Origin of the sequence: Novosphingobium sp. Fuku2-ISO-50 (genome assembly GCF_001519055.1) — a bacterium.
Lineage (GTDB): Bacteria > Pseudomonadota > Alphaproteobacteria > Sphingomonadales > Sphingomonadaceae > Novosphingobium.
This window is the reverse complement of the sequence record NZ_KQ954288.1, coordinates 149180-174389: the sequence shown is the minus strand read 5'-3', so window position 1 is coordinate 174389 and position 25210 is coordinate 149180. Positions and strand designations below refer to the sequence as shown.

Below are 25210 nucleotides of genomic sequence, written 5' to 3'. Positions count from 1 at the left end.
GTCGCAGCGTTTCATCAGGCAGCGGGGGACAAATGCGAACGGAGAAAACCGATGAAGACCATATATGCCCTTCTCGCCGCCGGTCTGGCGGTAATCTCTGCCAATCCGGCCTTTGCGCAAGAGGACGACGATCAGCAGGCGGCGAAAACCCCCGCCGAAGCGTTCAGCGGGGCGCATGCCGAAGTCAGCCTTGGCTGGGATCACCTGAGCAACAAGTCGATCAAGGACATCGACTCCACCGCCTATACGACGGGTTCGAGCGACGGCGTGACCTATGGCGGCGCGATCGGCTATGACTTCGCGCTGACCGATCGCGTGACCCTGGGCGGCGAATTCGGCGTCTATGGCAGCTCGGCCAAGTGGAACAACACGACCAATCTCGTTTCGGGCACGTTCAACACCGAAACGGTCAAGCCCGGGCGCGACATCTATGTCGGGGCCAAGCTCGGCTATGCGCTGAGCCCCAAGACCGAGATCTTCGGCAAGGCCGGCTATACCAATGCGCACTTTTCGATCACGGGCGACAACGGCAGCGACCCGCTTTACGAGGGCATCAATGCCAACGGTTTTCGCCTCGGCGCCGGTGTCGAGCAAAAGCTGACCAAGGCGACCTATGTAAAGCTCGAATACGACTATTCGCACTATGGCAGCGGGCAATTCAATTACAGCAACGCGACGCCGGATGCGAGCAACTTCGATTTGCACAACGACCGCCATCAATTGCTGGCGAGCGTCGGCTTCCGGTTCTGACGGAGGTGATTCAGGATGCCGCGCAGCCCAGGCTCGCGGCATCCATTGCCGAGGCCGAGCCGGTCAGGCGATAGCTGTCGTGAAAGCGGCGGCCATCGCGGCCCGGCGCGGCCACGGTCATGTCGCCGCCGCTGCGCATCGCGGCGATGATGCCCGCATCCATCCGCCGATCCGCGGCCCAGGCGTCGATCCCGCTAAAGACCAGGGCAAATTTCTGCCCCGCGATCGACATCGTGACCGACTTGCCCGGCGCGGGGGTGCGCGACAGGCGCACATGGACTTCGCCCCGGATGGCGCGGCGGGGCCATGTCGCGATGGTGACATAGGGTTGCGTTTCGCGGCCGCGTTCGCGCTGGTCCGCCGCCATGGCAATGGCATAGCAGCGCGGCACGGCGGCATCGCGAAACGCGCCCCAATCGTTCCACACGCCCAATCGATCGCGCGCGAGCGCGCCGTTTGCGCTCAGCAGCGCGGCCAGCGCCAGCCCGGTCATTGCCGGCAAGGCCGCCGCGCGCTTCATTCGTTCACCAGATCGCGCCAGGCGATCACGTCGTTTGACGTGGCGATCCACAATCCGTCCTGCACGCCCGGTTCCTGTCGCGCGGCGAGAGCCATGGCATCGGCGAGCGAGCCATACATCAAGGTTTCGGCCATGCCGCCGTCGGGTCCGTCGGACAGGTAATAGAGGCGCACCGTGGCGCCTTCATCGGTCGTGCGCATCAGTCCGTCTCGTCTCGTTTATGCCCGGCCAGCGTGCGTTCGGCGCGCTCGGCCTCGGAGGCTTCGGCTTCGCGTTCGTGGCGGGTACGTCCATGGCGGGCGCGGTTTTCCGCCGCCGTTTCGGCAGCTTGGCGGCGGCTTTGCGCCTTGCGCGCCATGCGCAGATTGATGATCTCGGCCATCAGGCGTGTTCCGTGCCTTGTTCGCTGCCGTAAAACACGGTCTCGGCGCCGTTTTCGATCAACGCGATCGAGCCTTGCACCAGCGAGGGCCCCACCGGCGCGCCGATTTCGGGGCGCAGCGGTTGCCCGGTCATCATGCCGCGCAAGACCCGGCTCGAAATCCCGTGCATGACCACGACATGATCGCCGGGCGCAGACCCCGGTCCTGCCAGCCAGCGCGACAGCCGCGCCGCAATCGCCGGATAGTCCTCGCCATCGGGCGCCGGGCGCAACAGATGGTCGGCCATGCGGATCGGCCCGACTTCCGCTTCGATTTCGTCATACCCGCGCAGGCACCATGATCCCATGTCGATTTCGCGCAAGTCGGCAGAGCGTTGTGCGGCGAACCAGTCGAACCCGGCCACTTCGGCAATCAGCCCGAGCGTCTGCAACGCGCGCCCCGTGTCTGAGACATGGATGTGCGCATCGGGCGATGGCCCCGGCGCGCCGAGCAGCGCCTGGCCCATGCGCGTCGCCTGATCGCAGCCGCGCCGGGTCAGCGGGGTATGGATCGTGTTGGATTGCAACCGGCGCGTCAGATTATAGACGGTTTCGCCGTGGCGCATGATGAAATGGCGGGTACGGGTCATGGCCTCAGGCTCCGGTTGCCGGGTAGGTGATGGCGATCACTTCCCATTCCTTTTCGCCGCCGGGCAGGCGCACGCGGCGCAAATCGCCGATTTTGGCGCCGCGCAACGCACGGGCGATCGGCGCGCTCCATCCGATCAGGCCCTTGCCGGCGTCCTGTTCGTCATCGCCGATCAGAGTCAGCACGCGGCGATTGTCATCCTCGTCGGCGATTTCGACTGTCGCGCCAAACAGCGCGCGGGTGCGGTCCTGTTGTCCGGCCGGATCGATCACGCGCGCGGCCTTCATCCGTCGCGCGATGAACGACAGTTCGCGGTCGATTTCACGCATGCGCTTGCGCCCGTAAAGATAATCGCCGTTTTCCGAGCGGTCGCCATTGCCTGCCGCCCAACTGACGATTTCGACGATCTGCGGGCGCTCGGTGCCGAGCAAGTGGTCATAGCGTGCGCGCAGCGCGGCCATGCCGGCGGGGGTAATCGGATTGCCATCGGGTTTCATTGTGCGCGGCCATACCGCGTGAACGGCGGCTTGGGGAGGGGGCGCTTAACCCGGATGCGATTTGCCCAGAAAATGGCTGAGCGGATCGGGCCCGCCATAGCTTGCCTTGTCGGGGTTCATCGTTTCATAGATGACCGCGTTTTCAAGGACATGCGTGACATAGCCGCGCGTTTCCGACAGCGGGATGCGCTCAATCCAGTCGACCCATTCGATCTGCCCGGTGCGCGGATCGCCATTGGCGCGCAGCCATTTGCCGACATTGCCCGCGCCCGCGTTGTAGGCGGCGACCGCCAGCGGATAGCTGCCGCCGAAAACCTGGAGCAAGTGACCGAAATAGGTTCCGCCCACTGCCATGTTGAACTGCGGGTCGGCGATCAGCTGATTGGGCGAATAGGACAGGCCGAGCTTGCCCGCCTGCTCTCCGGCAGTGCTGGGCATCATCTGCATCAGTCCGCGCGCTCCGGCATGGCTGACCGCGTTTTGCGCAAACTGGCTTTCCTGGCGGATGATCGCATGGATCATGGTCCAGGATCGCGCCTGTCCCGGCGGGACCGGGATCAGCGGAAAGGCGATTGCTTCGAACTGCGGGTAACCATGCGTTGCTGCGGCTTGTCCCACGATCACGCCGAGATCGCGACGGCCAAGGTTTTGTGCCAGTTCGGCAACGAGCTGGTGCTGGCCCGGAGTCTGTTGCTGTTCGGCGATTTCCTTGAAAAAGCGGATTGTCGTGTGCCAGTCGTCCGCCCGCGCGACTTCGCGCACCGCCTGCGTCAGCGGCGCGGCGGCAAAGCGCGCGCGTTCTTCGGGCGTGGGTTCGGGCGCGGTGGCGGCGGCGAGGCGCGGCACCGGTTGGCCCAGACGTTCGAGCGCGAGCAGGCCATAGAACTGATCGGGATGGCGCGCCGCACCGGCAAAGGCGTCTTGCGCTTCGGCGGGATGGCCGCTGCGCGTGAGCGAGAGCCCGGCCCAATAGAGCCCTTTGGCCTTGACCCCGGGGCCGCGCCCCGCGTCGGCATAGCGGCGGAACAGCGTCGCCGCATTGAGTCCGTCATGGTTTCGCCACAGCGCATTCGTCCCGCCGAGCCAGGTCAGCGAGGTATAATCGTCACGCACGGCATAAGGCTGCTGGCAGACATCCTCACCGGGGGCAAAGGCGTCGGCGGCGCCCAGCGCAATGCGCGCCGCGCTGGTCGAATCGCCCATCGCTGCGGCCCCGCGTGCGGCAGACAAAAGCTCGGCAATCCAGTGCGGCCGATCGAGCGGCCGGGCGTTCAGGAGCGGGCGATTGGCAAGATAGACCGCTTCGGCCTCGATTCGGCCCAGCCGATGCAATTCGCGCGCGCGCTGAAAGACAAAGCCGGGATCGCTGTCGAGCAGTGCGGTGGGAAGCGCGGCGGCGGCATAAGGATCGCCGCCCGCCAGCGCCGCCAGCCGCCCTTGCGCGATCGGGCGCACGCCGGGAGAGGTCCATGGCAAAAGCCGCTGCGCCGAAACAGCGGCTCCGGCCCAAAGCAGCGCATCGATCCGCGCGTCATGGTCGGCGGTGACAAATGTGCTGCCCCAAGTGGTCAGGATCGCGGTTTCCGCCGCATCGCTCATCACCCCGCCGCGCCAGGCCGCCCGCGCCATCTCGGCAGCTTCGGGTCGGCCCATTGTCCGCAAGGCGAGCGCATATTGCGCGCGCGCCGGGTTGGTCAGCGGCGGATAGCGGTCGAAAAAGGCCGTCAGCGCCTCGGGCGAGGGGACTTCGTGATCGAGCGCGGCCTCGGCGGCGCGGCGCAGATGGTCCTCCTCGGGAAAGCCGGGGTAGCCGGTGACGAAACCGGCGTAGTCGGAAAAGCCGAACCGGGGGCTGGCGGTCAGCAGCTTCCACCGCTCGATCGCTTGCGCCATCGGGCCCTGGCTCTGGCTGGTCAACTGCGCGCGCGCGCGGTCCCAGGTCGATCCGTCGTAATCGCCGTCGCTGGCGCTCGCCAGCGAGCCTGCCGCCACCGGAGCCAGCACAAGCGCGAGCCAGCGGCGCGAGCGGACAGGCCGCCAGCGCATCAAACCGGGCTTTCTATGCATGTCCGTGCTGGACATCAGGGGGTGCGTCTCCTTATCAGGCGGACTCGTGACCGTGCGTGCTTTGGCTCGCGTTGTCCGCCCGATCTTGATTATGCCCCAACTTGAGGAACAAAGTCCATGTTTTCCGGCTCCATTCCGGCCCTCGTGACACCTTTTCGCGATGGGGCGCTGGATGAGAAAGCGTTTCGGCGACTGGTCGAATGGCAGATCGAGAACGGGTCGTCGGCGCTGGTGCCATGCGGCACGACGGGCGAAAATTCGACGTTGTCCAATGCCGAGCACCATCGCGTGATCGAAGTCTGCGTCGAACAGGCGGCGGGCCGGGTTCCGGTCATCGCCGGTTGCGGCAGCAACGACACGATGAACGCGCTGTTGCACATGAATTTTTCAAAGAAGAGCGGTGCTACGGCGGCATTGCTTGTCGCGCCTTATTACAACCGGCCGAGCCAGGCCGGATTGCTCGCGCATTTCAGCTATCTTGCCGAACACAACGATCTGCCGATCATTCTGTACAACGTGCCGGGCCGCACGGTGACCGACATCCTGCCCGAAACGGTGTGCGAACTCGCGCGGCGCTTTCCCGATCGGATCATCGGCATCAAGGATGCGAGCGGCGACTTGTCGCGCGTGACCGACCATCGCATGGGCATCGGCAAGCATTTCTGCCAGCTTTCGGGTGATGACGAACTCGCGCTGCCGGCCAATGCGGCGGGCGCGGTGGGCTGCATCTCGGTCACCGCCAATGTCGCGCCGCGTCTGTGTGCCGATTTCCAGGAAGCCTGTGCGGCCAATGATTTCGTCCGCGCGCGCGAATTGAACGACCGGCTCTATCCGCTGCACTATGCGATGTTCGAAGATGCGTCGCCCGCGCCGCTCAAATATGCGCTGACCCGCGTGCACGACTGGATCACCGAGGAACTGCGCCTGCCGCTGGTGACCTGCAGCGAGCCTGCGCGCAAGGCGGTCGATGCCGCGCTGATTCACGCCGGCCTGCTGTAAATCGTTTCCTCCGGGGCGGCGGCGCGTGAGCGTGCGGTCGCCCCGGGGTCAATAATACGGCTTGGTTGCCGCGAAACGTCCGGCGTTGGCTGGAGCGTGTCTGTCTGTCAAAATTTGACGATCGTCCTAAATAGGGCATCTCTTTGATCGGCGATTTGGCATATTTTTGGTTAACAGAAAATTTCGACGTCTGCGCAGAGTGATGCATAGTTGCATCGGTTGTGGTGCAATTTACCTATACGCCCTGTTTTACGCGCCTTTTAACGGGCCTGCGGCAGTTGTGCTGCAAATGGGTATTTGATACTTAATCCAGCGAACAAGAGAATGGTGGAGCCCCCGTTGGTTTCGCTCCTTCGATTTGTGGGCGGCTCCCATGTCTGGCCATGCACGCAACCATCGTTGCGCCGCGCCGGAACGGGGCAGCCGCGATTTTGATCCCAGCCCGCCTCTGGCCGGGAATTGGAGGTGGTGATCCCGGCGTCGGGTTCGTGGAGCGATCGGATCGGCTCGAATTCCGGCTTGCCGTTGATCACGTATGCCGGGCGTCCCCCCCGTATTCGCCCGGGATATGACCGCCATGCGGTCCATCTCTCTTTTTATTGACGGGCAATTGGGGGGAGGACGGGCCGCCTCGTTCAGGTCATCGACCAACCGTGGCTGGCGGTCAGCGACTGGCCGGTCAGCGCGTTGGTCGGAAAAGCGGCAAAGAACAGCGCGACTTCGGCAATGTCCTCGACCGTGGTGAATTCGCCGTCAACGGTCTGGCCGAGCATGACTTTCTTGACCACGTCCTCTTCGCTGATCCCCAATTCCTTCGCCTGTTCGGGAATCTGCTTGTCCACCAGCGGCGTGCGGACAAAACCGGGGCAGATGACATTGCTGCGCACGCCTTTGGCTCCGCCTTCCTTGGCAATCACGCGCGACAGCCCGAGCAATCCGTGCTTGGCCGTGACATAGGCGCTTTTCAGCGGGGAGGCTTCCTTCGAATGGACCGACCCCATGAACAGGATCGTGCCGCTGCCTTGCGCATACATGTGCGGCAGGACCGCCTTGCTGGTCAGAAATGCACCGTCGAGATGGATCGCGAGCATCTTTTTCCAGTCGGAAAAGGCAAATGATTCAACCGGGTTGACGATCTGAATCCCCGCATTGGATACCAGAATGTCGACCGTGCCCCAGGTTTCGACCACTTTGGCGACGCCGGTGTTGACGTCATCCTCGCTGCTGACATCCATCGCCACGGCGATCGCCGCGCCGGGATGGTCGGCATTGATCGCCGCCGCTGCCGCCTCGGCCGCGTCAAGCCGCAAGTCGGCGATCGCGACGCGCCCTCCGGCAGCCGCAAAGCGGCGGGCAATGCCAAAGCCGATGCCGCTGGCTGCCCCGGTGATGAGCGAAACCTTGTTGTCGAGAGTCATGGGGAGGGCTCCGTTTGGTTGGATGCGAATCATTCGAGATCGAGCGTGACAATACCATGGCCCGGCGGCACGCGGCGGCGCCAGCGCGGACTTGCCAGCGAACTGATGACGTCATCCTTGCCGGATTGCCAATGACCGGTCAGCGTCGTGTGCGAGAATTCGTAGTCCTTGCCCTGCGATTCATAGTCTTCGGGGCGATTGATGAGATGCATGATGGTCACCGGGCCGCCGCTGCGCCGCGTGATCAACGCGCGATAGTCGGGATCGTCCTTGACGCTGTCGGGCAGCTTTTCCAGCAGGTGGGCGACCGCTGCTTCCAATTCCGCGATATGCGTGTGGACATCGGTGTTGAGCCGGGTGCGGCTGGAAAAGCGGATGTCCTTTTCGCGCTGCGCCGCTTCGGCCAGGGTGCGCGGCATCATCCCGCGCGCGCTGAACAAGTCGACCTGAAATACCAGCAGCGGATGCTTGCCCCGTTCGTCGAGGACATATTGCAGCGGGGTGTTCGAGACGATGCCGCCGTCCCAATAAGGCTCGCCATCGATCATCACCGGGGCAAATCCGGGCGGCAGCGCGCCGCTGGCCATGATATGATCGGGCCCGATACGGCGGTCGCGATTATCGAAATAGACAAAATTGCCGCTCAGCACGTTGACCGCGCCAACGCTGAACCGCATCGGCCCGTCGTTGAGCAAGTCGAAATCGACAAGTTCGAGCAGCGTTTCGCGCAAAGGCGTGGTGTCGTAAAGGCTGATCGCTTGCGCAGAACCGGGCAGCGCCATCCACGGCATCTGCCAGCGCGGCGTGAAAAAGCCGGGCACCCCGGTCATCGCGACCGTCGCCGCCGCCGCCTCGTTGAACAGCTTTCGCCCCCAGCCGTCCTCGAACGGCGCCGCAAAGGGCACCCGGCCCGACGCATTCTCCCAGAACGCGCGCAGCGCCGACACCCGCCGTTCGGGCGGATTGCCCGCGATCAGCGCCGCATTGACGGCGCCGATCGAAATGCCCGCGACCCAGTCGGGGCAGAAATCGGCGGCTGCCAGTGCCTCGAACACGCCGCCCTGATAGGCGCCGAGCGCGCCGCCGCCCTGTAGCACGAGCACGCAGGATTCGCCGTGGTTGGTCTTGGTCATGTGGCTGAATGGTTCCTGTTTCATGGCGCGTGCTGCACTGCGAAGGATGAACGGGTGATGACGGCAATCAGATCATGTGGCAGATCATGTGGCAGATCATGTGGCCGGACCATGCGGCGCAATATCGCCTGCGCCTCTTTCTGCACCTTTGCATTTCCGCGCGCATCGCCCTACATGCCGTCGAACCATGGCGCGTCCCACTCCACCCGAATTCGACAAAAAGAAGATCGTCGCCGAAAACCGGCGCGCGCGCTTCGAGTATTTCATCGACGATGTCTATGAGGCGGGGATCGCGCTGACCGGGACCGAGGTCAAGTCGCTGCGCTTTGGCCAGGGTTCGATCGCGGAAAGCTATGCCGAAGTCAAAAACGGCGAAGTCTGGCTGATCAATTCCAACATTCCCGAATTCAGCCATGGCAACCGGTACAACCACGAACCCAAGCGGGTGCGCAAACTCTTGCTCAAAGAGCGCGAGATCAGCCGTTTTCACGGCGCGGTCGAGCGCAAGGGCATGACGCTCGTGCCGTTGTCGGTCTATTTCAACGGGCGCGGCCGGGCCAAAGTCGAACTGGCGCTCGCGCGCGGCAAAAACGCCGCCGACAAACGCGCCACGACCAAAGAACGCGAATGGCAGCGCGACAAGGCGCGCATCATGCGCGAACATAGCTGAATCGGGCATAGCTGAATCGGGCACAACTGACGCGGGTTACAGCTGAATTGGGTCACAGGCGTTTCATCAGGAAAAAGCGCCGCTGACCAACGGGATGGTCGGGCAATGTGCCAAACAGGGTGAAGCCCAGCCGTTCATAGAACCCGCGCGCCTGGAATTCGTACGTATCGAGCCAGATCCCGGCGCAGCCCGCCTCGCGCGCGATCGCTTCGGCCCGTTGCATCAGCGCGCGGCCCAGTCCTTGTCCGCGCGCGGCTTCGGGTACGGCAAGCAATTCGACGAACAGCCAGTCATAGCCGATCCGGCCCCATAGCCCGCCACCACATGACCCGCTTTCGCGCGTTCCGTCTTCGGCGGCGATCAGGATCGCGACCGGGCGGATACGCGGATCGCCGGCTTGCGCGATGTTATAGGCGCGCAAGGGGGCCAATACGGCTTCCCGGTCGGCGGGCGAGGGATCGTCGGGAATGGTCAGGCGAAAGGTCATGCCTTTCGCCCTAACGCCTTTTTGCCCGGAAGTCAGCTTTGGCCCGGGGGTCGGATTTGTCCGGTCAGCCCGTCATTCCGCGCGTCATCGTGCTGGAAATCAGGCGGGCGAGCAGTCCGCGCAAAGTCGGATAGTTCGCTTTGGCATACGTCGAATCCTGGCCCATTGCGCCTGCGATGCGGCGGTGCGCCTCGGTCAGCGAATGATAGGGCAGGCTCGGCAACAAGTGATGCAGCGCATGAAAGCGCAGGCCCACCGGCGCCCACAGCCGGGGCAGGATGCCATAAGGCACATTCGTGCTGTCCAGGAACTGCGCGGTTACGGTCAGCGGCTCGCCTTCGTTTTCCCAGCGATGCGCGACCAGCGTGCGCGCCTGATTGAGCAAGGCCACCCCGGCGATGATCGCCATATAGACGAGCAGCGCATGGAGCGGCAGCAGCCCGGTCACCGCCGTGGCGATGATCGTCATGGCCACCAGCGACGCGCCGAGCTCTTCCCAGAACCATTGCCGTGCAAATTCGCCTTCGGGCGGACGGCGGCGATAAGAGGGGTTCATCTGAAGCCCGGAAAGCCGCTCCATCACCACCCGGCGCAATGGCGGGATGATCATCGACAGCGGCCCCAGCACGCCAAACCGCAGGATCAGCCCGACCGGCATGAACACGGCAACGAGGAAAAAGAACGGCAGGCTCCACGGCTTCATCAGCGCCAGCGGCAAGTATTCGGGATCTTCGGCGGTGCCGTATTTGGTGCGCGTGTGATGCTGGGTATGGATGCCTTCGTACATGAACGAGGGCAGCATCGTCGGCACCCCGATCACCAGATTCCACACGAAGCGAAATCCGGGGAGCAGCGCGTGATTGAGATGGGTAATCTCGTGAATGAACAAGGTCGCGCGATAGAGCGCCAAAATGGCCAGCACGCCAAAGGCCAGCGCCACCCACGGCGAATGCGCCAGGATCGCGCCCGTCAGCGAGCCATAGCCGACTGCCGCCGAGCCGAGAAAATCGGGCCAATAGATCCACGCGCGCGGCTTTTGCAGATCGCGGGTCAATTCGGCGGCCGTGCGCAACAGTTCACGATCGTCCGCCATGCCGGACAGCGTGATGCGCGCGCCTTTGCGGGGCGTTTCGTCGTGATTTGACGAGGGGGCGAGGATGGGCGCTGGCTGCACTTTGGGGGGAACTCCGGATCAGGACTGCATCAGCAGGCGACTGACACTTTGCCGCAAAAACGGCAAGCGTGCAGCAGCCCGCAAGGTCACATGGCGTGCGGCGCGCGCTGCCGGGCTTTCCGCAGTATAGAGCCCGACAATCATCGCGGTCGCGTCGTAAAGCGGCCGGCATTGCAGCCGGTGCGCGGTTTCATAGCGCCGGAGTAGCAAGGGCGAGGCAATGTCGCGCCGCTTTGCCGCCGCTGCGGCAATCAGATCGGCCAGCCGTGTCGCGCCGGCGAGGCCCAGATTGAAGCCATGCGCCGTTACCGGATGCATCCCCACCGCCGCATCGCCTATCAGCGCGGCGCCATCGGCGGCAAAGTGATGCGACCAGGTCGTCGCCAAGGGGTAGACATGCGCCCGGTCGAGCACGCGCATCGCGCCAAGCCGACCGGAAAAGCGCCGGGTCAATTCCGCACCGAGCGCATCGGCATCGAGCGCGGCCAGCCGGTCGATCTCGGCACACGGCAGAGTCAGAACCGCCGACGAACGCCGCCCGCTGAGCGGCAACATCGCGATCGTCTGGCCATGGTCGAACCATTCGGTGGCGATCCCGTCATGATCGGCTTCGTGCATCACGCGGCATACCATCATCGATTTGCCGATACGGTTGATCCGCGCCGCAATCCCCAGTTGATCGCGAATGGCCGAAAAGCGCGAATCCGCTGCGACCAGCAGCCGCGCGGTCAACACGCGCCCGTCATCGAGAGTCACTGACGCGCCTGCGCGATTGGCCCGCGCGCCGGTCACGCCGACGCCGGTCATCAGGTCTAGCCCGTCCTGTCCCTCTGTCGCCGCAAACAGTGCGCGGCGTATCGCGTGATTGGGGACCATCGTGCCCAATGGACCGGCCCCCGCCTTGCTGCCCGCGGTATCGAACGACAGGGCAAAGGGCGATCCGCCATTGAAGACATGCGCCGCGCGCAAGGGGGCAATTTCGTCGGCGTGCAGCGCGTCCCACGCGCCCAGCTTGCGCAACGTGGCGACCGAATGGTGCGTCAGCGCGATTTCGCGCCCGTCGTCCGCCGGATCGGCCAATGCCGCGCGCGGGCTGCGTTCCACCACCGCGAGGCGCAGGCCCGAGCCCGCTAGTGCGCGCGCAAAGCCAAGCCCGGCAGGCCCGCCGCCGACCACGATCACGTCATAGGCTGTCATGCACATTGTCCAGTCCGGTGTTCTGCGTCAGACCCTTAAGGCCATTCGCCCTAAATCCCATTCACGGCAACAAAATGGCAGGCCTTCATTTTTCCATGCCCGCAACACCGCTGGGCCGGTCGCGACGATGGCGGGATAGGCGCCGCAACCGCAGGGCAAAATGATATTCGTCAAAACTGCGGGCGGCCGGCCGCGCCCCCGCCGTGATCGCGCGCGCGGCACGCTTCATCTTTGAACTATACCTTTGCCCATGGATTGGCCTAACCGGTTGTTCTGATGCTCGACCGATTCCTCGCCTGGGCCCATGGCCGCATGCCGACCCGTGAACGCCTGGCGCGCCATCGCCTGGTCGCGCCGCTGGCTGCGCGGCCGGAATTGTGGCGGTTTACCCGCCGCACGGTCCCGCGCGGGGTGGCGGTCGGGCTGTTCGTCGGAATTTTCCTGATGGTGCCGGGGTTGCAGGTGATCGGCGCCGCGCTGCTGTGCCTGCCGTTTCGCGCCAATGTGCCGATTGCGGCGCTCACCACATTCGTGTCGATCCCGCCGACCGTGGTTTTCGTGTTCCTTCCGGCGGCGGCCTCGATCGGCAATCGCTTTGGCTATCATGCCGACATCGCCGCGATAACCGCGATGGCGGAACGCGGCGCCTCCGGGGCGGAATGGCTCGCCTGGATCGGCAGCGATGCGGCCCCCGCGCTGGCGCTCGGCCTGACACTGCTGGCGGTGGCGGCGGCGATCATGGGCCATGTCGTCGCATCGCGGATCTGGCGCTGGCGCGTCATGGCGCGTCGGCGCCAACGGCTGCGGCCCCGGATCGACGCATGAGCGCACTCCCTGCAGAAGCACCGGCGGCACGGTCCTGGCGCGACGTGGCGTTGGTCGGCCTGGCGCTGGCGCTCAGCATCGCGGCGGTCGATGTGCTTGCCGGAAGCGTGGTGATTGCCGCGGTCTATGGCGGCGGAGTCGTGGTTCTCGGCCTTGTCCTGCGCGCGGCTCTCGCGCTGCGGCCTGCGCCGGTCGCGACCGACTTTTCCGCGCCCGACTGGTCGGTCACCCATGCCGCGATCGAACACCCGGCGCAGGCCGTGGCGATCACCGACCGCGCCGGGCGACTGGTCTGCGCCAACACGCGCTTTGCCGAATGGTTCGGCACGGTCGCGCCGCCGCGCCTGCCGCTGGCCGCCGCCGACCCGGCACGCGCCGAGGAAGCCGCCCGCGCCGCATGGCGCGACGGCCAGGCGCATGTCGGCGAAGTCACCGCCGCCAGCGGCACGTTTACCCTGTCGGTCGATCGCGCCGGGCGGGGGGAGGATCATCTGATCTGGCGTCTCGTTCCGGTCGTCCGGCACGATCCGGTGTCCGAAGCGATCGCTGCCATCGCCGGAAAGCCCGGCCGGGCGCTGGGCCGCGAAAGCATCCAGGCTGCCGTGGTCGCCCCCGACGGGCGCATGCTCGCCGCCAACGAGGCCTTTGTCCTGCGCGCGACAGGCTCTCAATCCGGCGACATCATCGGCAGCGATTTCGTCAGCCATTTCGAATCCGACGCCCAGCAGGACATCTATTTCACGCAGGAACGCGGGCGCGGCATGCCGGTGCGCTTTCTCCACGTTCCGATTGCCGATCCCGACGCGGGCGAGCCCGACGACCCGAGCCTTGTCCCCTCGCTGTTTCTGGTTGTCGACAGCCATGCGGGCGTCGGCGATGCCCGCGCCGGGCTGCCGCAGATCGAGGCCTTGCTCGCGCGCCTGCCGCTCGGGCTGGCCATGGTCGATCGCGACGGGCGCTTCCTGTTTGCCAATTCGGCCTTTCTGCGCGTCGCCGGGCATGACGGGACTGTCCCTCCGCCCTATCCGTCGGATCTCGTCATCCGCGAAGACAAAGGCGCGCTGTCCGACGCCATTCGCCGCCATACCCAGGGGGCAACGACATCGGGCGATGTCGCGGTGCGCCTGCGCGCCACGCCTGACGAGCCGGTTTTGCTGGGCCTTGCCGCGGTGCGCGGCCTTGGCGAATGCGCGGTCCTGCTCAGCCTCAAGGATTCGAGCGAGGAAACCCGGCTCAAACACCAGATCGCGCAAGGCTCGAAAATGCAGGCGATCGGTCAGCTTGCCGGCGGCGTGGCACACGATTTCAACAACGTGCTGACCGCGATCATCGGCTATTGCGACCTGATCCTGCTGCGCCATACCCCCGGCGACAGCGACTATGACGATATTCAGCAGATCAAGGCCAATTCCAATCGCGCGGCCAGCCTGACGCGCCAATTGCTCGCCTTTTCGCGCCAGCAGACGCTTCGCCCGCAAGTGTTGCAATTGCCCGACGTGGTGGCCGAAGTCTCGACTCTGCTCAAACGCCTGATCGGCGAACGCATCACGCTCGAAGTGACGCACGATCGCGGCCTCGGCGCGGTGCGTGCCGACCCGGTGCAGCTCGAACAGGTGCTGCTCAATCTCGCGGTCAACGCCCGCGATGCGATGGCGGACAACAAGGCGGCAGACAATCGGGCCCCCGGCGTGCTGAAGCTGATCACCCGCCGGATCACCGCCGAAATGGTCCGCGCGATGAAGACCGACATCCTGCCGATCGGCGATTATACCGCGCTGGTCGTCGAAGATAACGGCCACGGCATCCGCCCCGGCCAGATCGACAAGATCTTCGAGCCCTTTTTCACCACCAAGGATCGCGGCAAGGGGACCGGGCTCGGCCTGTCGACCGTCTATGGCATTGTTAAACAGTCGGGCGGGTTCATCTTCGCCGAAAGCGACTATGGCAAATGGACTCGCTTCACGATCTATTTCCCCGTCCATATCCCCGACCCGGCGGATCAGGCCGAAGCCCCGCGCGAACGGCAGATCGAAACGCGCCGCCGCCAGTGGACCGCCGGGGGCCGCGTCCTGCTGGTCGAGGACGAAGACACCGTGCGCGCCGTCGCAGAGCGTGCGCTGGTGCGTCAGGGCTATGAAGTGACCACCGCCAGCGACGGCGAAGAGGGCCTCGAAACGCTCGTGCGGACCTATGACGAAGGGGGCAAGTTCGATCTCGTCGTCTCCGACGTGGTCATGCCGACAATGGATGGACCGGCGATGGCCCGCGAAATCCGCGCACGCCGACCCGAACTGCCGTTCCTGTTCATGTCGGGCTATGCCGAGGAAACGCTGCGCCGCGAAATCGATATTCCCAACATGCATTTCCTGCCCAAGCCGTTTTCGGTGCAGCAGATCGTCAGCGCGGTCGAAGACGTCTTGCGCGGCGAAACATGATCGTCCGCGACAAACCCGGCCTGATCGAAGTCCTGTTTGCCCTGCGCGGCACGATGCTGCCCCGTATCGTCGGGCGGCTGGTGGTGATCGCGGCGGTCGGCGGGGCCGCCGTGTTTGCCGCCGATCTGCATCCGGGGATCTTTGCGCGGATCGGCGCCATCCCGTTCACGCTGATCGGCCTTGCGCTGTCGATCTTCATGAGCTTTCGCAACAACGCCTGCTATGACCGTTGGTGGGAAGGGCGAAAGTTGTGGGGCGCGCTGATCATCGCGGCGCGTTCGCTGGCGCGCCAGTCGCAAGTTTTCGATGATGAAACGCGTGCGGTTCTGCTCTCGGGTGTTGCCGCTTTCGCCGCGGGCCTCGCCGCGCGCCTGCGCGGGGGCGATGAAGCGGCAGCGATTGCCGCGCGGCTGCCGGACGGGCTCGTCGGTGATGGCCCAAACCCGACCGACGCCGTGCTGTCGGCGATGGGGCGCACGATCCAGCGCGCGCTGCGCGCGGGGCGGATCGATCCGCTGGTCTGGGCGCGGCTGGAGGATCAGCTTGTCGCGCTCAGTCAGGTTCAGGCCGGCTGTGAACGGATCGCGGCAACGCCCGTGCCGTTCGCCTATTCGCTGCTGCTGCACCGGACGGCGCATGTCTTTTGCCTGACGCTGCCGATGGCGCTGGCGGGGACGATGGGCTGGTGGGCGCTCGTCCCGTCACTGCTTGTCGGCTATACGTTTTTCGGGCTCGATGCGCTGGGCGATCAGCTTGAAGAACCCTTTGGTCTGGAACCCAATGACTTGCCGCTCGATGCCATGGTACGCATGATCGAGCGCGAAATGCTCGGCGCTGCGGGGGTGACGCTGTTGCCGCCGCTTTTGGCTCCGGTGGGCGGTGTTCTGCTTTGACCGGCACCGATTCGCGGCATCGCTGGATCGCGACCGCACGTTGACGCAGAAAATTTTCGGAACGCCGATGCGGGCAGGGGGCTGCGCGGCATAGCGCGCAGGCTGGTTCCGCGCTTTTCCCGACGTGAATTTGCTTTTGCTGCTAAGTGCTTGCGATCATTTGTCGCGAATTTGGCGAAAAATTAGTGTTCCCCTCTTGTTCCAATAGAACGAAATGGGTACAAAGGCGCTGTTGACGGTCCCTGTCGGCCATCTCTAGCAAAGGGGAGTGCAAAGCCATGGCGGCGCAGCTCAAGCTTATTCAGGAAGGCAAAGACAAGCAGATGGATCGTCAAAAAGCGCTCGACGCAGCGCTCGCGCAGATCGACCGGGCATTCGGCAAGGGCTCGGTGATGAAGCTCGGGCAGAAAGAGACGATGCAGATAGAGGCGGTCTCCACCGGCTCGCTCGGGCTCGACATCGCGCTCGGCGTTGGTGGCTTGCCACGCGGTCGCATCATCGAAATCTATGGGCCCGAAAGCTCGGGCAAGACCACGCTCGCGCTGCATTGCATTGCCGAGGCGCAAAAGATCGGCGGCACCGCCGCATTCGTCGACGCCGAACACGCGCTCGACCCGGCCTATGCCAAGAAACTGGGTGTCGACATCGACAATCTGATCGTCTCGCAGCCCGATACGGGCGAGCAGGCGCTGGAAATCGTCGACACGCTGGTCCGGTCCAACGCGATCGACGTGCTGGTGGTCGACTCGGTCGCCGCGCTCGTCCCCCGCGCCGAAATCGAAGGCGAAATGGGCGACAGCCACGTCGGCCTGCAGGCCCGCCTGATGAGCCAGGCGCTGCGCAAGCTGACCGGATCGATCAGCCGGTCGCGCTGCACGGTGATTTTCATCAACCAGGTGCGCATGAAGATCGGCGTGATGTACGGCAATCCGGAAACGACCACCGGCGGCAACGCGCTGAAATTCTATGCCTCGGTGCGTCTCGACATCCGTCGCACGGGTCAGATCAAGGACCGTGACGAAATCGTCGGCAACGCCACCCGCGTCAAAGTGGTCAAGAACAAGGTCGCCCCGCCGTTCAAGCAGGTCGAATTCGACATCATGTATGGCGAAGGCATTTCCAAGATCGGCGAAATTCTCGATCTGGGCGTCAAGGCCGGCATCGTCGAAAAGTCGGGCGCCTGGTTCAGCTATGATTCCACGCGCATCGGTCAGGGTCGTGAAAACGCCAAGACCTTCCTGCGCAACAACCCCGAAATGGCCAACCGTCTCGAAGCTGCCATCCGCAGCCGCACCGAGGTCGTGGCCGAAGGCATGATGGCCGGCCCGGACGCGGACGACGAATCATGACCTTCAGGTGAGCGCCCCTTCGCCCCGTGCCCCCACGGAGCGAAGGACCAGGCACGGGCAGCAGGTTCCCCCCGACCCGCCACCCAATCCCCTCGCCGACCCAAAACCGGCGCGTTCCCCGGTAGGAACGCGCCGGTTTTCCTTTGCCTGCATGGATCGTGCGGCGAATAGCAGCACGGATGGGCAGGCTGCTTTGTTGGCGCATGCGGTCAATGCCTGATCATAGTGCGCTGAGTTTCGGGGGCGTGGCCGCTTCTTTTTGCTATAGCGGCTCGGATGTCCGATGAAACGAATTCCACCAGTCTGCTGAGAACGAAGCGCTATGGCGCCTTCTGGTGTGGCAGCCTGCTCTCCAACATCGGGTCGTGGATGCAGTCGGTGGCCGAGCCGTGGCTGGTCATCACGACGAGTGGGTCTTCGTTTTTGCTGGGGCTCGATGCTTTCGCGATCAATGCGCCGTTCTGGATCCTGACTCTGCTGGGCGGGGCGCTGGCGGATCGGGCGGACAAGGGCAAAGTCATCTTTCTGTTTCAGGGCATTCAGATGCTGTGCCCGGCGTTGATCTTCGCGCTTTTGGCGGCGGGCTGGATCAATGTGTGGATCATCATCGCGCTGTCGCTGGTCGTCGGAATCACCGATGCGCTGTCGATGCCGGCCTTTTCCTCGCTGATCCCCTCGATCGTTTCGAAGAAGGAGCAGCGGCAGGCGATCGCGCTCAATTCCGCGCAGTTCAATCTGTCGCGGGTGCTCGGCCCGGCGATCGCGGGGGTGGTGATGGTTCGCTATGGCGCGTTGTGGTGCTTTGGCGCCAATGCCGCGTCCTATGTGCCGTTTTTTGCGACGATCTACTGGGTTTTGCCCTGGTCGAAAATGGCGCGCGAACGCAAGAAGATCGCCGCACCCACGACGCCGCCCATCCAGATCATCCGGCAGATCCTGCGCGATGGCTCCATTCGCTGGCATGTGATTTCGGTGCTGGTGACGTCGCTCTTTTGCGGCCCGATCATTACTTTCACGCCGGTTGTCGTGCGGTCGGTGTTTCACGGCGGGGCGGGGGATTTCGGCACGTTGATGGCGGCGTTCGGCATTGGCGGGCTGGCCGGGCCGGTGTTTATCATGGTCACCGCCAAAACGCTCAAATCGCGCTGGTTGTCGTTGATTTCTCCGCTGTTTTTCGGCCTGTTCGTCATGGCCGTGCCGTTGATTGCCAATGCCCATCAATTCCTGCTGGTGCTGGTGGCATGCGGTTTTCTTATGACGGTCGCCAACACGTCGGCCAACACGTTTCTGCAAGTGTCGATCGACGATGCCAATCGCGGCCAGATGACGAGCATCTATATGCTGGCCATGCGTGGCGGGCTGTCGATCGGAAATCTGCTTTGCGGGATGCTGACCGGCGCGATGGGGATCGGGACGACGTTTTTGCTGATCGGCGGCATCGCCGTCGCGTTGCAAGGCTTCATTCTGGCAAAATGCCTGCGGATCGATCCGATCGGGCCGGTGCAGGCGTAAGCCGCGATCATCGCTTGTCATTGGGGGCGATATATGACCAAGGGGTCGTGACAAGCGCTTGGTTGTTGCCAATCGGGCCAGCGGCGCAGCTGAATTTCAGCAGACAGGATTCCCCCATGCCCAATATCCGTACCGCCAACAAGAACCACAAGCGCATCATCGCGGCTGATATTGCGCGCCGCAAGCTGGCCGAAAAGACGCTGGCCGAGGCGGCCAAGCCCGCGAAGGTTGCGCTCTGATTTTGACTGTATCCGTACAGGAGGCCGATCAGACTGCGGCCGGCGAGCGCTACGAATATATCGACGCTGCATTCATCCCCGGCGGGGGGAAATTGCATCTGATCCGTCAGGGCGATTTCTACTCGATCCAGTTTGCCGATGACGAATTGATGGGCAGCCATGTCCGCCATTCCGAACAGGCGCTGGCCACGCTGACCTGCGAACGGCTGGGGCGTGGCGATGGCCGGGTGTTGATCGGCGGGCTGGGCATGGGCTTTACGCTCGGCGCGGCGCTGGCGGCCTGGGGGCCGGAGGCGGAAATCGTCGTTGCGGAACTGGTGCCCGAAGTGGTCACCTGGGCGCGCGGGCCTTTGGCGCACATCTTTGGCGATTCGCTGACCGATCCGCGCGTGGCGCTGGAAGTGGCCGATGTGCACGATGTGATCGTGCGCGCGCCGGGCAGCTTTGACGCGATTTTGCTCGATGTCGATAACGGGCCCGACGGGTTGGTACAGCTGGCCAACGAGCGGCTCTATTGCGATTGGGGTCTGCGCGCGAGCTATGCGGCCTTGCGCGCGGGCGGTGTGCTGGCGATCTGGTCGGCCTATAGCGATGCCGATTTCGTGCTGCGGCTTGAACGTGCGGGATTCGCGGTTGAAGAAATCACGATTGCGGCCGAAGAATACAACGACAACGTCAACCATACCATCTGGCTGGCCGCAAAACCCGCCTGAATGGTCGAAAGCAGCATTCAGCCCACCATGTCCGCGCCAAACGACCGTCTGACCGAGCTGGGCTGGACACCGTTTTTCAGCGCGCAAGTCTCGACCGGAGCCGACGCGGGGCTTTGCCCGGTGCGCGTCATGGCGGTGCATCGCGGCAAGATTGCGGTGGCCGGAGCTGCGGGCGATCGGTTGATCTCGCCGCATATCGCCGATGCGCCCGACGAGGAATCGCATGCGACGGTCGGCGACTGGCTGTTGATCGATGAGGCGACATCGCAGATCGCGCGCATCCTGCATCGCGCCAATGTGTTCAAGCGGCGCACGCCCGGCAATGTCCGCAAGACGCAGTTGATCGCCGCGAATGTCGATACGCTGTTTATCGTCGCCTCGTGCAATCAGGATTTCAATCTTGCCCGGCTCGAACGCTATCTGGTGCTGGCGCGCGAAGTCGGCGTGACGCCGGTGATCGTGCTGACCAAAGTGGACAAGACCGACACCGCCGAGACGTATGCCGAGGCGGCGCGCGGGTTGCAGCCGGGCCTGCACGTCGAAACCGTCAATGCCAAGGATGCGCAAAGCGTCGCCCGCCTTGCCGCATGGTGCGGCCCGGGCAAGACCGTCGCCTTGCTGGGATCATCGGGCGTCGGCAAGTCGACGCTGATCAAGACGCTGACCGGATTGGCCGCAATCGCGACGCAGGCGGTTCGCGAAGCCGACGGCAAAGGGCGGCACACGACCACCGTGCGCGAAATGCACCGGCTTGCCCAGGGCGGATGGCTGATGGACACCCCCGGCATGCGCGAACTGCATCTGTCGGATGCCGACGAGGGGCTGGCCGACGTGTTCGACGACATCGTCATGCTGGCGCAGCAATGCCGCTTTTCCAATTGCGGGCATGGCGCCGAGCCGGGGTGCGCCGTGCAGGCCGGTCTGGCCGATGGGACGCTTGATCCCGTGCGATTTGCGCGCTGGCAGAAATTGACGGCGGAAGAGGCGGCCAACGCGGCGCGGGGCAAGCGGCGAAGTCGCACTTGACGCTGTGATGCAACCGGGCTCTGCTGCGTTTGACAAAGGCGCGAGAGGATAGCCGGATCATGGGAATCGTCGTCCACCATCTGAACAACAGCCGATCGCAGCGGGTGCTGTGGCTGCTCGAAGAATTGGGCGTGCCCTATGAAATCCGGCATTATAGCCGCGATGCGGTCACCAATCTGGCCCCGCCCGAATTGAAGGCGGTACATCCGCTGGGCAAATCGCCGCTGCTCGAAATCGATGGCCGGGTGATCGAGGAATCGGGCGCGATCGTGCAGGTCTTGTGCGAGCGTTATGGCAAGGGCGCCTGGTTGCCGGCACCGGGCAGCGACGATGCGCTGCGCCATCTGGAGCTGATGCATTTTGCCGAAGGCTCGGCGATGACGCCGATCCTGCTGAACCTTTACGTCGGGCGGCTCGGCGAGGGTGGAGCGCCGCTCAAGCCGCGGATCGATGAACAGCTTGCGGCGCATTTCGGCTATCTCGAAGCGATCCTGCGGCCTTCGGGCCATTTCGTCGGCGACGACTGGACCGGGGCCGATGTCATGCTCAGCTTTCCGGCGGAAATCGCGGTGATGCAGGGCGGGGCGGACGCCTGGCCGAAGCTGGCCGCATTTGTCGAGAGCATTCATGCCCGCCCGGCGTGGCAGCGCGCGCGGGCCAAGGGCGGGGCCTATTTCGGATCATGACAACGGGCAGCGAATGGCAGGCGCGCGTCGGGCGCGCATGGGCGGATGAATGGCGGCGGACGGATCGCAGCTTCGCCGGGCTGACGCCGCATCTGTTGTCGGCGATTGCAGACGAGCCGGGCGAGCGCGTGCTCGATCTGGGGTGCGGGGCGGGCGAGCTGTCGCTGGCCGTCGCGGCGATGCGGCCCGGGGCGCGGGTCGTCGGTGTCGATGTATCGGGCGATCTGATCGCGGCGGCGCGGGCGCGTTCGGTCGGCGGGGCGGTGTTTCATCATGCCGATGCGGGGGCATTCGTCGATCCCGATGGGCAGCCCGATTTGCTGGTCAGCCGCCATGGCGTGATGTTCTTTGCCGATCCGCCCGCCGTGTTTCGCCATCTTGCCGCGATGGCCGCGCCGGCTGCGCGCATGGTGTTCAGCTGTTTCCGATCCCCTCGGGAAAACCTCTGGGCGCGGGTCTTTGCGGACCTGTTTCCGGCGCTTGAGCCCGAGCCGGTGATTCGCTTTCCCGCAGGGCCGTTTGCCTTTGCCGATCCGGCGCACGTCGAATGCTGCCTGTCGGGGTGGCGCGATGCGACTTTTACGCCGGTCGATTTCCAGTATGTTGCCGGGGGCGGGGACGATCCGGTGGCTGATGCGATCGGGTTCTTTTCGCGTATCGGACCGGTGGCGGCGCGATTGGCGGCGCTCGATAATCCGGCGCGCGCCGCCATGCAGGCGGCGATGGCGGGGGTGCTCGAACGGCATCTGCAGGGCGGCGTGGTGGCCTTTCCGGCGGCGGCGTGGATCGTTCGTGCAACTTCCGATCGCTCTGATCGCTGAAACCCGCTTGTTTGGGCGCGAATGCTCGCCTAATCGCAACTCCCATGACTTCGACGAACGAAATCCGCCGGTCCTTTCTCGACTATTTCGGCTCGCATGGGCACGAAGTGGTGCCTTCGGCGCCGCTTGTCCCTTATAACGACCCGACGCTGATGTTCACCAATGCGGGCATGGTCCCGTTCAAGAACGTCTTTACGGGTCTGGAAACGCGCGACACGCCGCGCGCGACGTCGTCGCAGAAATGCGTCCGAGCCGGGGGCAAGCACAACGATCTCGACAATGTCGGCTATACCGCGCGGCATCATACCTTCTTTGAAATGCTCGGGAATTTCTCGTTTGGCGACTATTTCAAGGAACAGGCGATCACCCATGCCTGGACCTTGCTGACGCGCGAATGGGGCCTGCCCAAGGACAAGCTGCTCGTCACAGTCTATCACACCGACGACGAAGCCTTTGGCCTGTGGCAAAAGATTGCGGGCCTGTCCGAAGACCGCATCATCCGCATCGCCACCAAGGACAATTTCTGGGCAATGGGCGATGACGGCCCATGCGGCCCGTGCTCGGAAATTTTCTATGACCATGGTCCCGACATCTGGGGCGGCCCTCCGGGATCGCCGGAGGAAGACGGCGACCGCTTCATCGAGATCTGGAATCTCGTGTTCATGCAGTTTGAACAGACTGCGGGCGAAATCACGGGCAATCTGCCGCATCCGAGCATCGATACCGGCATGGGGCTCGAACGCATCGCGGCGGTGATGCAGGGGCAGCACGACAATTATGACATCGACACGTTCCGTGCGCTGATTGCGGCGAGCGAAGCGCTGACCGGGGTCAAGGCCGAAGGCGCGCATCGCGCCAGCCATCGCGTCATTGCCGACCATCTGCGTTCGTCGAGCTTCCTTCTGGCCGATGGCGTGCTGCCGTCGAACGAAGGGCGCGGCTATGTCCTGCGCCGCATCATGCGCCGCGCCATGCGCCATGCACACTTGCTCGGCGCGAAAGAGCCGCTGATTCACCGCCTGGTCCCGGCGCTGATCACTGAGATGGGCGCCGCATACCCCGAATTGGGGCGCGCGCGCGCGCTGATCGAGGAAGTGCTTGAGCGCGAGGAAACCCGCTTTCGCCAGACTCTGGCCAACGGGCTCAAGCTGCTCGACGAAGCGACGCTGGGGCTGGGCGAGGGCGCCGCATTGCCCGGTGAAACGGCGTTCAAGCTCTATGACACGTTCGGCTTTCCCTATGACCTGACCGAAGACGCCTTGCGCGCACGCGGGATTTCCGTCGATCGCGACGGGTTTGACGCGGCCATGGCGCAGCAAAAGGCTGCCGCGCGCGCCGCGTGGAAGGGTTCGGGCCAGACTGCCGACGGCGAAGTGTGGTTTGACATTGCCGAACGCGTCGGCGCGACCGAATTTACCGGCTATACCGCCACCACGGGCGAGGCGCAGGTCGTCGCGCTGGTCATCGACGGCCGCGAAGCCATCGAGGCGCGTGCCGGTGAAGCGGTGACGGTGATCACCAACCAGACGCCGTTCTACGGCGAATCCGGCGGGCAGCAGGGCGATACCGGCACGATTGCAGCCGCCGGGCTGGCGATTGCCGTGAGCGATACCCAAAAGCCGCTGGGCAAGCTCCACGCCCATATCGGTGTGATCGAGGAGGGCACGATCCGCGTCGGGGATGTGGTGCGGCTTGCGATCGACCAAACCCGTCGCGACGCCTTGCGTGCCAACCATTCGGCGACGCATTTGCTGCACCAGGCGCTGCGCAACCGCTTGGGCGGGCATGTCACGCAAAAAGGGTCGCAAGTTGCCGCCGAACGGCTGCGCTTTGACTTTTCGCAGCCGGTCGCGTTGACGAACGAAGACATTGCGGTGGTCGAGGCCGAAGTAAACGCGCAAATTCGCGGCAACAGCCCGGTCACAACCCGGTTGATGACTCCCGATGAAGCGATCGAAGCCGGTGCGATGGCGCTGTTTGGCGAAAAGTACGGCGATGAAGTGCGCGTGTTGACCATGGGAACGACCGGGGCGGGCGGCACCGGGGCGGGCGCCTATTCGCTCGAATTGTGCGGGGGCACCCATGTCCGCGCGCTGGGCGATATCGGCGTGTTTCGCATCGTGTCCGAATCGGCGGTGTCATCGGGCGTGCGCCGGATCGAGGCGCTGACCGGCGAAGGCGCGCGCAGCTGGCTGGTCGCGCGCGAGGAAGCGTTGAAGCACACCGCCAGCCTGTTGCGCACCACGCCCGATGATGTCGAAGCGCGCGTCGCCGCGCTGCTCGATGAACGGCGCAAACTCGAACGCGAACTGGCCGAGGCCAAAAAGGCGCTCGCGCTCGGTGGCGGCACTGGCGGCGCGGTGAGCGCGGACGAGGACATCGGCGGCATCAAATTTGCCGGGCAAGTGCTCGATGGGCTCGATCCCAAGGAACTGCGCGGGCTGCTCGATCAGGCCAAGCAGAGGCTCGAATCCGGCGTGGCGGTGATCATCGCGGTCAATGACGGCAAGGCGAGCATCGCCGCCGCCGTGACCGACGACCTGACCGGCAAAGTCAGCGCGGTCGATCTCGTGCGGGCGGGCGTTGCGGCGCTTGGCGGCAAGGGCGGCGGCGGTCGACCCGACATGGCGCAAGGCGGCGGGCCTGATGGTGCCAGCGCGGCGGCTGCGCTTGACGCAGTGCGGGCGGTTATGGCCGGCTGATCATGCCCCGGTGAAAGCCGGGGGCATGGTTTTGCCACAAGCATCTGAAAAGGTGGATGTTCCCGCTGGATCAGTGGCATCTTGATT

The 25210-nt window shown here is 64.5% G+C and carries 26 protein-coding genes; 14 read left to right on the top strand and 12 right to left on the bottom strand.

Translation table 11 applies throughout. The features are described 5' to 3' along the window. The first annotated feature begins 51 nt into the window (after nucleotides 1–51). Nucleotides 52–750 (top strand): outer membrane protein, encoded by a 699-nt coding sequence (locus AQZ50_RS08030; RefSeq protein ID WP_067745156.1) that lies wholly within the window; start codon nucleotides 52–54, stop codon nucleotides 748–750. 10 nt (nucleotides 751–760) lie between these two features. On the opposite strand, the gene AQZ50_RS08025 is transcribed toward AQZ50_RS08030, so the two are convergent. The 6 genes from AQZ50_RS08025 to AQZ50_RS08000 are packed head-to-tail and all read right to left on the bottom strand — an operon-like array spanning nucleotide 761 to nucleotide 4859. Then, on the bottom strand, nucleotides 761–1270 hold the full coding sequence (locus AQZ50_RS08025) for an invasion associated locus B family protein (RefSeq protein ID WP_067745153.1): 510 nt from the start codon (nucleotides 1268–1270) through the stop codon (nucleotides 761–763). Continuing rightward, a complete protein-coding gene (locus AQZ50_RS08020) occupies nucleotides 1267–1470 on the bottom strand; it encodes a hypothetical protein (RefSeq protein ID WP_067745150.1) in 204 nt (67 codons plus the stop codon). The genes AQZ50_RS08025 and AQZ50_RS08020 overlap by 4 nt, the downstream gene beginning before the upstream one ends. Then, the gene (locus tag AQZ50_RS08015) at nucleotides 1470–1652 is read right to left on the bottom strand and encodes a DUF4169 family protein (RefSeq protein WP_067745147.1); all 183 of its coding nucleotides are present in this window, start codon (nucleotides 1650–1652) and stop codon (nucleotides 1470–1472) included. The genes AQZ50_RS08020 and AQZ50_RS08015 overlap by 1 nt, the downstream gene beginning before the upstream one ends. Then, entirely contained in the window at nucleotides 1652–2281 is a 630-nt protein-coding gene (locus AQZ50_RS08010; RefSeq protein WP_067745145.1) for a phosphoglycerate mutase family protein, read from the bottom strand. The genes AQZ50_RS08015 and AQZ50_RS08010 overlap by 1 nt, the downstream gene beginning before the upstream one ends. A 4-nt stretch (nucleotides 2282–2285) precedes the next feature. After that, entirely contained in the window at nucleotides 2286–2777 is a 492-nt protein-coding gene (locus tag AQZ50_RS08005; protein ID WP_067745142.1) for a GreA/GreB family elongation factor, read from the bottom strand. 45 nt (nucleotides 2778–2822) lie between these two features. Beyond that, nucleotides 2823–4859, bottom strand: coding sequence for a lytic transglycosylase domain-containing protein (locus tag AQZ50_RS08000; RefSeq protein WP_082703494.1), 2037 nt, complete (start codon nucleotides 4857–4859; stop codon nucleotides 2823–2825). Between the two features lie 102 nt (nucleotides 4860–4961). On the opposite strand from AQZ50_RS08000, the gene dapA reads away from it, so the two are divergent. Beyond that, nucleotides 4962–5843 carry a 4-hydroxy-tetrahydrodipicolinate synthase gene (dapA, locus tag AQZ50_RS07995; protein WP_067745136.1) on the top strand — a complete coding sequence of 294 codons (882 nt, stop codon included), beginning with the start codon at nucleotides 4962–4964 and terminating at the stop codon, nucleotides 5841–5843. 635 nt (nucleotides 5844–6478) lie between these two features. On the opposite strand, the gene AQZ50_RS07990 is transcribed toward dapA, so the two are convergent. Further along, entirely contained in the window at nucleotides 6479–7261 is a 783-nt protein-coding gene (locus tag AQZ50_RS07990) for a 3-hydroxybutyrate dehydrogenase (protein ID WP_067745134.1), read from the bottom strand. A 29-nt stretch (nucleotides 7262–7290) separates the two neighbouring features. Continuing rightward, nucleotides 7291–8418, bottom strand: a complete 1128-nt coding sequence (locus tag AQZ50_RS07985) for a patatin-like phospholipase family protein (RefSeq protein ID WP_082703493.1) — start codon at nucleotides 8416–8418, stop codon at nucleotides 7291–7293. Nucleotides 8419–8581: 163 nt separating this feature from the next. Here AQZ50_RS07985 and smpB point away from each other — a divergent pair, with 163 nt between their 5' ends. Further along, nucleotides 8582–9064: an SsrA-binding protein SmpB gene (gene smpB, locus AQZ50_RS07980; RefSeq protein WP_067745131.1), complete on the top strand. Its 483-nt coding sequence runs from the start codon at nucleotides 8582–8584 to the stop codon at nucleotides 9062–9064. A gap of 52 nt (nucleotides 9065–9116) precedes the next feature. On the opposite strand, the gene AQZ50_RS07975 is transcribed toward smpB, so the two are convergent. The 4 genes from AQZ50_RS07975 to AQZ50_RS20925 all read right to left on the bottom strand — a co-directional run bounded on the left by AQZ50_RS07975 (nucleotide 9117) and on the right by AQZ50_RS20925 (nucleotide 12151). After that, nucleotides 9117–9551 (bottom strand): GNAT family N-acetyltransferase, encoded by a 435-nt coding sequence (locus AQZ50_RS07975; RefSeq protein WP_067745128.1) that lies wholly within the window; start codon nucleotides 9549–9551, stop codon nucleotides 9117–9119. A gap of 64 nt (nucleotides 9552–9615) precedes the next feature. After that, nucleotides 9616–10644 (bottom strand): fatty acid desaturase family protein, encoded by a 1029-nt coding sequence (locus AQZ50_RS07970; protein ID WP_082703511.1) that lies wholly within the window; start codon nucleotides 10642–10644, stop codon nucleotides 9616–9618. A 99-nt stretch (nucleotides 10645–10743) separates the two neighbouring features. Beyond that, a complete protein-coding gene (gene ubiM, locus AQZ50_RS07965) occupies nucleotides 10744–11922 on the bottom strand; it encodes a 5-demethoxyubiquinol-8 5-hydroxylase UbiM (protein WP_067745413.1) in 1179 nt (392 codons plus the stop codon). An 85-nt stretch (nucleotides 11923–12007) separates the two neighbouring features. After that, entirely contained in the window at nucleotides 12008–12151 is a 144-nt protein-coding gene (locus AQZ50_RS20925) for a hypothetical protein (protein ID WP_231730166.1), read from the bottom strand. 47 nt (nucleotides 12152–12198) lie between these two features. On the opposite strand from AQZ50_RS20925, the gene AQZ50_RS07960 reads away from it, so the two are divergent. The 11 genes from AQZ50_RS07960 to alaS all read left to right on the top strand — a co-directional run bounded on the left by AQZ50_RS07960 (nucleotide 12199) and on the right by alaS (nucleotide 25123). Further along, complete coding sequence (locus AQZ50_RS07960; protein ID WP_067745122.1) at nucleotides 12199–12747, top strand: DUF2062 domain-containing protein; 549 nt, start codon at nucleotides 12199–12201, stop codon at nucleotides 12745–12747. Then, nucleotides 12744–15182, top strand: a complete 2439-nt coding sequence (locus AQZ50_RS07955) for a response regulator (RefSeq protein ID WP_067745119.1) — start codon at nucleotides 12744–12746, stop codon at nucleotides 15180–15182. The genes AQZ50_RS07960 and AQZ50_RS07955 overlap by 4 nt, the downstream gene beginning before the upstream one ends. Further along, the gene (locus tag AQZ50_RS07950) at nucleotides 15179–16075 is read left to right on the top strand and encodes a bestrophin family protein (protein WP_067745116.1); all 897 of its coding nucleotides are present in this window, start codon (nucleotides 15179–15181) and stop codon (nucleotides 16073–16075) included. Before AQZ50_RS07955 ends, AQZ50_RS07950 begins: the two co-directional genes overlap by 4 nt. Before the next feature lie 278 nt (nucleotides 16076–16353). Next, the gene (gene recA, locus AQZ50_RS07945; RefSeq protein ID WP_067745113.1) at nucleotides 16354–17424 is read left to right on the top strand and encodes a recombinase RecA; all 1071 of its coding nucleotides are present in this window, start codon (nucleotides 16354–16356) and stop codon (nucleotides 17422–17424) included. A gap of 276 nt (nucleotides 17425–17700) precedes the next feature. Next, nucleotides 17701–18936, top strand: a complete 1236-nt coding sequence (locus AQZ50_RS07940) for an MFS transporter (protein ID WP_067745110.1) — start codon at nucleotides 17701–17703, stop codon at nucleotides 18934–18936. A gap of 116 nt (nucleotides 18937–19052) precedes the next feature. After that, nucleotides 19053–19175: a hypothetical protein gene (locus AQZ50_RS21145; RefSeq protein WP_255354601.1), complete on the top strand. Its 123-nt coding sequence runs from the start codon at nucleotides 19053–19055 to the stop codon at nucleotides 19173–19175. A gap of 2 nt (nucleotides 19176–19177) precedes the next feature. Further along, nucleotides 19178–19888 carry a polyamine aminopropyltransferase gene (locus AQZ50_RS07935; protein ID WP_067745108.1) on the top strand — a complete coding sequence of 237 codons (711 nt, stop codon included), beginning with the start codon at nucleotides 19178–19180 and terminating at the stop codon, nucleotides 19886–19888. A gap of 27 nt (nucleotides 19889–19915) precedes the next feature. Further along, nucleotides 19916–20914, top strand: a complete 999-nt coding sequence (gene rsgA / locus AQZ50_RS07930) for a ribosome small subunit-dependent GTPase A (RefSeq protein WP_067745411.1) — start codon at nucleotides 19916–19918, stop codon at nucleotides 20912–20914. Between the two features lie 59 nt (nucleotides 20915–20973). Further along, entirely contained in the window at nucleotides 20974–21600 is a 627-nt protein-coding gene (locus AQZ50_RS07925; RefSeq protein ID WP_067745105.1) for a glutathione S-transferase family protein, read from the top strand. Next, nucleotides 21597–22421, top strand: coding sequence for a class I SAM-dependent methyltransferase (locus AQZ50_RS07920; protein ID WP_067745102.1), 825 nt, complete (start codon nucleotides 21597–21599; stop codon nucleotides 22419–22421). Before AQZ50_RS07925 ends, AQZ50_RS07920 begins: the two co-directional genes overlap by 4 nt. Nucleotides 22422–22465: 44 nt before the next feature. Next, nucleotides 22466–25123 carry an alanine--tRNA ligase gene (alaS, locus tag AQZ50_RS07915; protein WP_067745099.1) on the top strand — a complete coding sequence of 886 codons (2658 nt, stop codon included), beginning with the start codon at nucleotides 22466–22468 and terminating at the stop codon, nucleotides 25121–25123. Nucleotides 25124–25210 lie beyond the last annotated feature (87 nt).

Bases quoted from the DNA above. Each gene is read 5' to 3' on its own strand.
- AQZ50_RS08030 (WP_067745156.1), top strand. From the start codon at position 52: ATGAAGACCATATATGCCCTTCTCGCCGCCGGTCTGGCGGTAATCTCT.
- AQZ50_RS08025 (WP_067745153.1), bottom strand. From the start codon at position 1,270: ATGAAGCGCGCGGCGGCCTTGCCGGCAATGACCGGGCTGGCGCTGGCC.
- AQZ50_RS08020 (WP_067745150.1), bottom strand. From the start codon at position 1,470: ATGCGCACGACCGATGAAGGCGCCACGGTGCGCCTCTATTACCTGTCC.
- AQZ50_RS08015 (WP_067745147.1), bottom strand. From the start codon at position 1,652: ATGGCCGAGATCATCAATCTGCGCATGGCGCGCAAGGCGCAAAGCCGC.
- AQZ50_RS08010 (WP_067745145.1), bottom strand. From the start codon at position 2,281: ATGACCCGTACCCGCCATTTCATCATGCGCCACGGCGAAACCGTCTAT.
- AQZ50_RS08005 (WP_067745142.1), bottom strand. From the start codon at position 2,777: ATGAAACCCGATGGCAATCCGATTACCCCCGCCGGCATGGCCGCGCTG.
- AQZ50_RS08000 (WP_082703494.1), bottom strand. From the start codon at position 4,859: ATGTCCAGCACGGACATGCATAGAAAGCCCGGTTTGATGCGCTGGCGG.
- dapA (WP_067745136.1), top strand. From the start codon at position 4,962: ATGTTTTCCGGCTCCATTCCGGCCCTCGTGACACCTTTTCGCGATGGG.
- AQZ50_RS07990 (WP_067745134.1), bottom strand. From the start codon at position 7,261: ATGACTCTCGACAACAAGGTTTCGCTCATCACCGGGGCAGCCAGCGGC.
- AQZ50_RS07985 (WP_082703493.1), bottom strand. From the start codon at position 8,418: ATGAAACAGGAACCATTCAGCCACATGACCAAGACCAACCACGGCGAA.
- smpB (WP_067745131.1), top strand. From the start codon at position 8,582: ATGGCGCGTCCCACTCCACCCGAATTCGACAAAAAGAAGATCGTCGCC.
- AQZ50_RS07975 (WP_067745128.1), bottom strand. From the start codon at position 9,551: ATGACCTTTCGCCTGACCATTCCCGACGATCCCTCGCCCGCCGACCGG.
- AQZ50_RS07970 (WP_082703511.1), bottom strand. From the start codon at position 10,644: ATGGCGGACGATCGTGAACTGTTGCGCACGGCCGCCGAATTGACCCGC.
- ubiM (WP_067745413.1), bottom strand. From the start codon at position 11,922: ATGACAGCCTATGACGTGATCGTGGTCGGCGGCGGGCCTGCCGGGCTT.
- AQZ50_RS20925 (WP_231730166.1), bottom strand. From the start codon at position 12,151: ATGAAGCGTGCCGCGCGCGCGATCACGGCGGGGGCGCGGCCGGCCGCC.
- AQZ50_RS07960 (WP_067745122.1), top strand. From the start codon at position 12,199: ATGCTCGACCGATTCCTCGCCTGGGCCCATGGCCGCATGCCGACCCGT.
- AQZ50_RS07955 (WP_067745119.1), top strand. From the start codon at position 12,744: ATGAGCGCACTCCCTGCAGAAGCACCGGCGGCACGGTCCTGGCGCGAC.
- AQZ50_RS07950 (WP_067745116.1), top strand. From the start codon at position 15,179: ATGATCGTCCGCGACAAACCCGGCCTGATCGAAGTCCTGTTTGCCCTG.
- recA (WP_067745113.1), top strand. From the start codon at position 16,354: ATGGCGGCGCAGCTCAAGCTTATTCAGGAAGGCAAAGACAAGCAGATG.
- AQZ50_RS07940 (WP_067745110.1), top strand. From the start codon at position 17,701: ATGTCCGATGAAACGAATTCCACCAGTCTGCTGAGAACGAAGCGCTAT.
- AQZ50_RS21145 (WP_255354601.1), top strand. From the start codon at position 19,053: ATGCCCAATATCCGTACCGCCAACAAGAACCACAAGCGCATCATCGCG.
- rsgA (WP_067745411.1), top strand. From the start codon at position 19,916: ATGTCCGCGCCAAACGACCGTCTGACCGAGCTGGGCTGGACACCGTTT.
- AQZ50_RS07925 (WP_067745105.1), top strand. From the start codon at position 20,974: ATGGGAATCGTCGTCCACCATCTGAACAACAGCCGATCGCAGCGGGTG.
- AQZ50_RS07920 (WP_067745102.1), top strand. From the start codon at position 21,597: ATGACAACGGGCAGCGAATGGCAGGCGCGCGTCGGGCGCGCATGGGCG.
- alaS (WP_067745099.1), top strand. From the start codon at position 22,466: ATGACTTCGACGAACGAAATCCGCCGGTCCTTTCTCGACTATTTCGGC.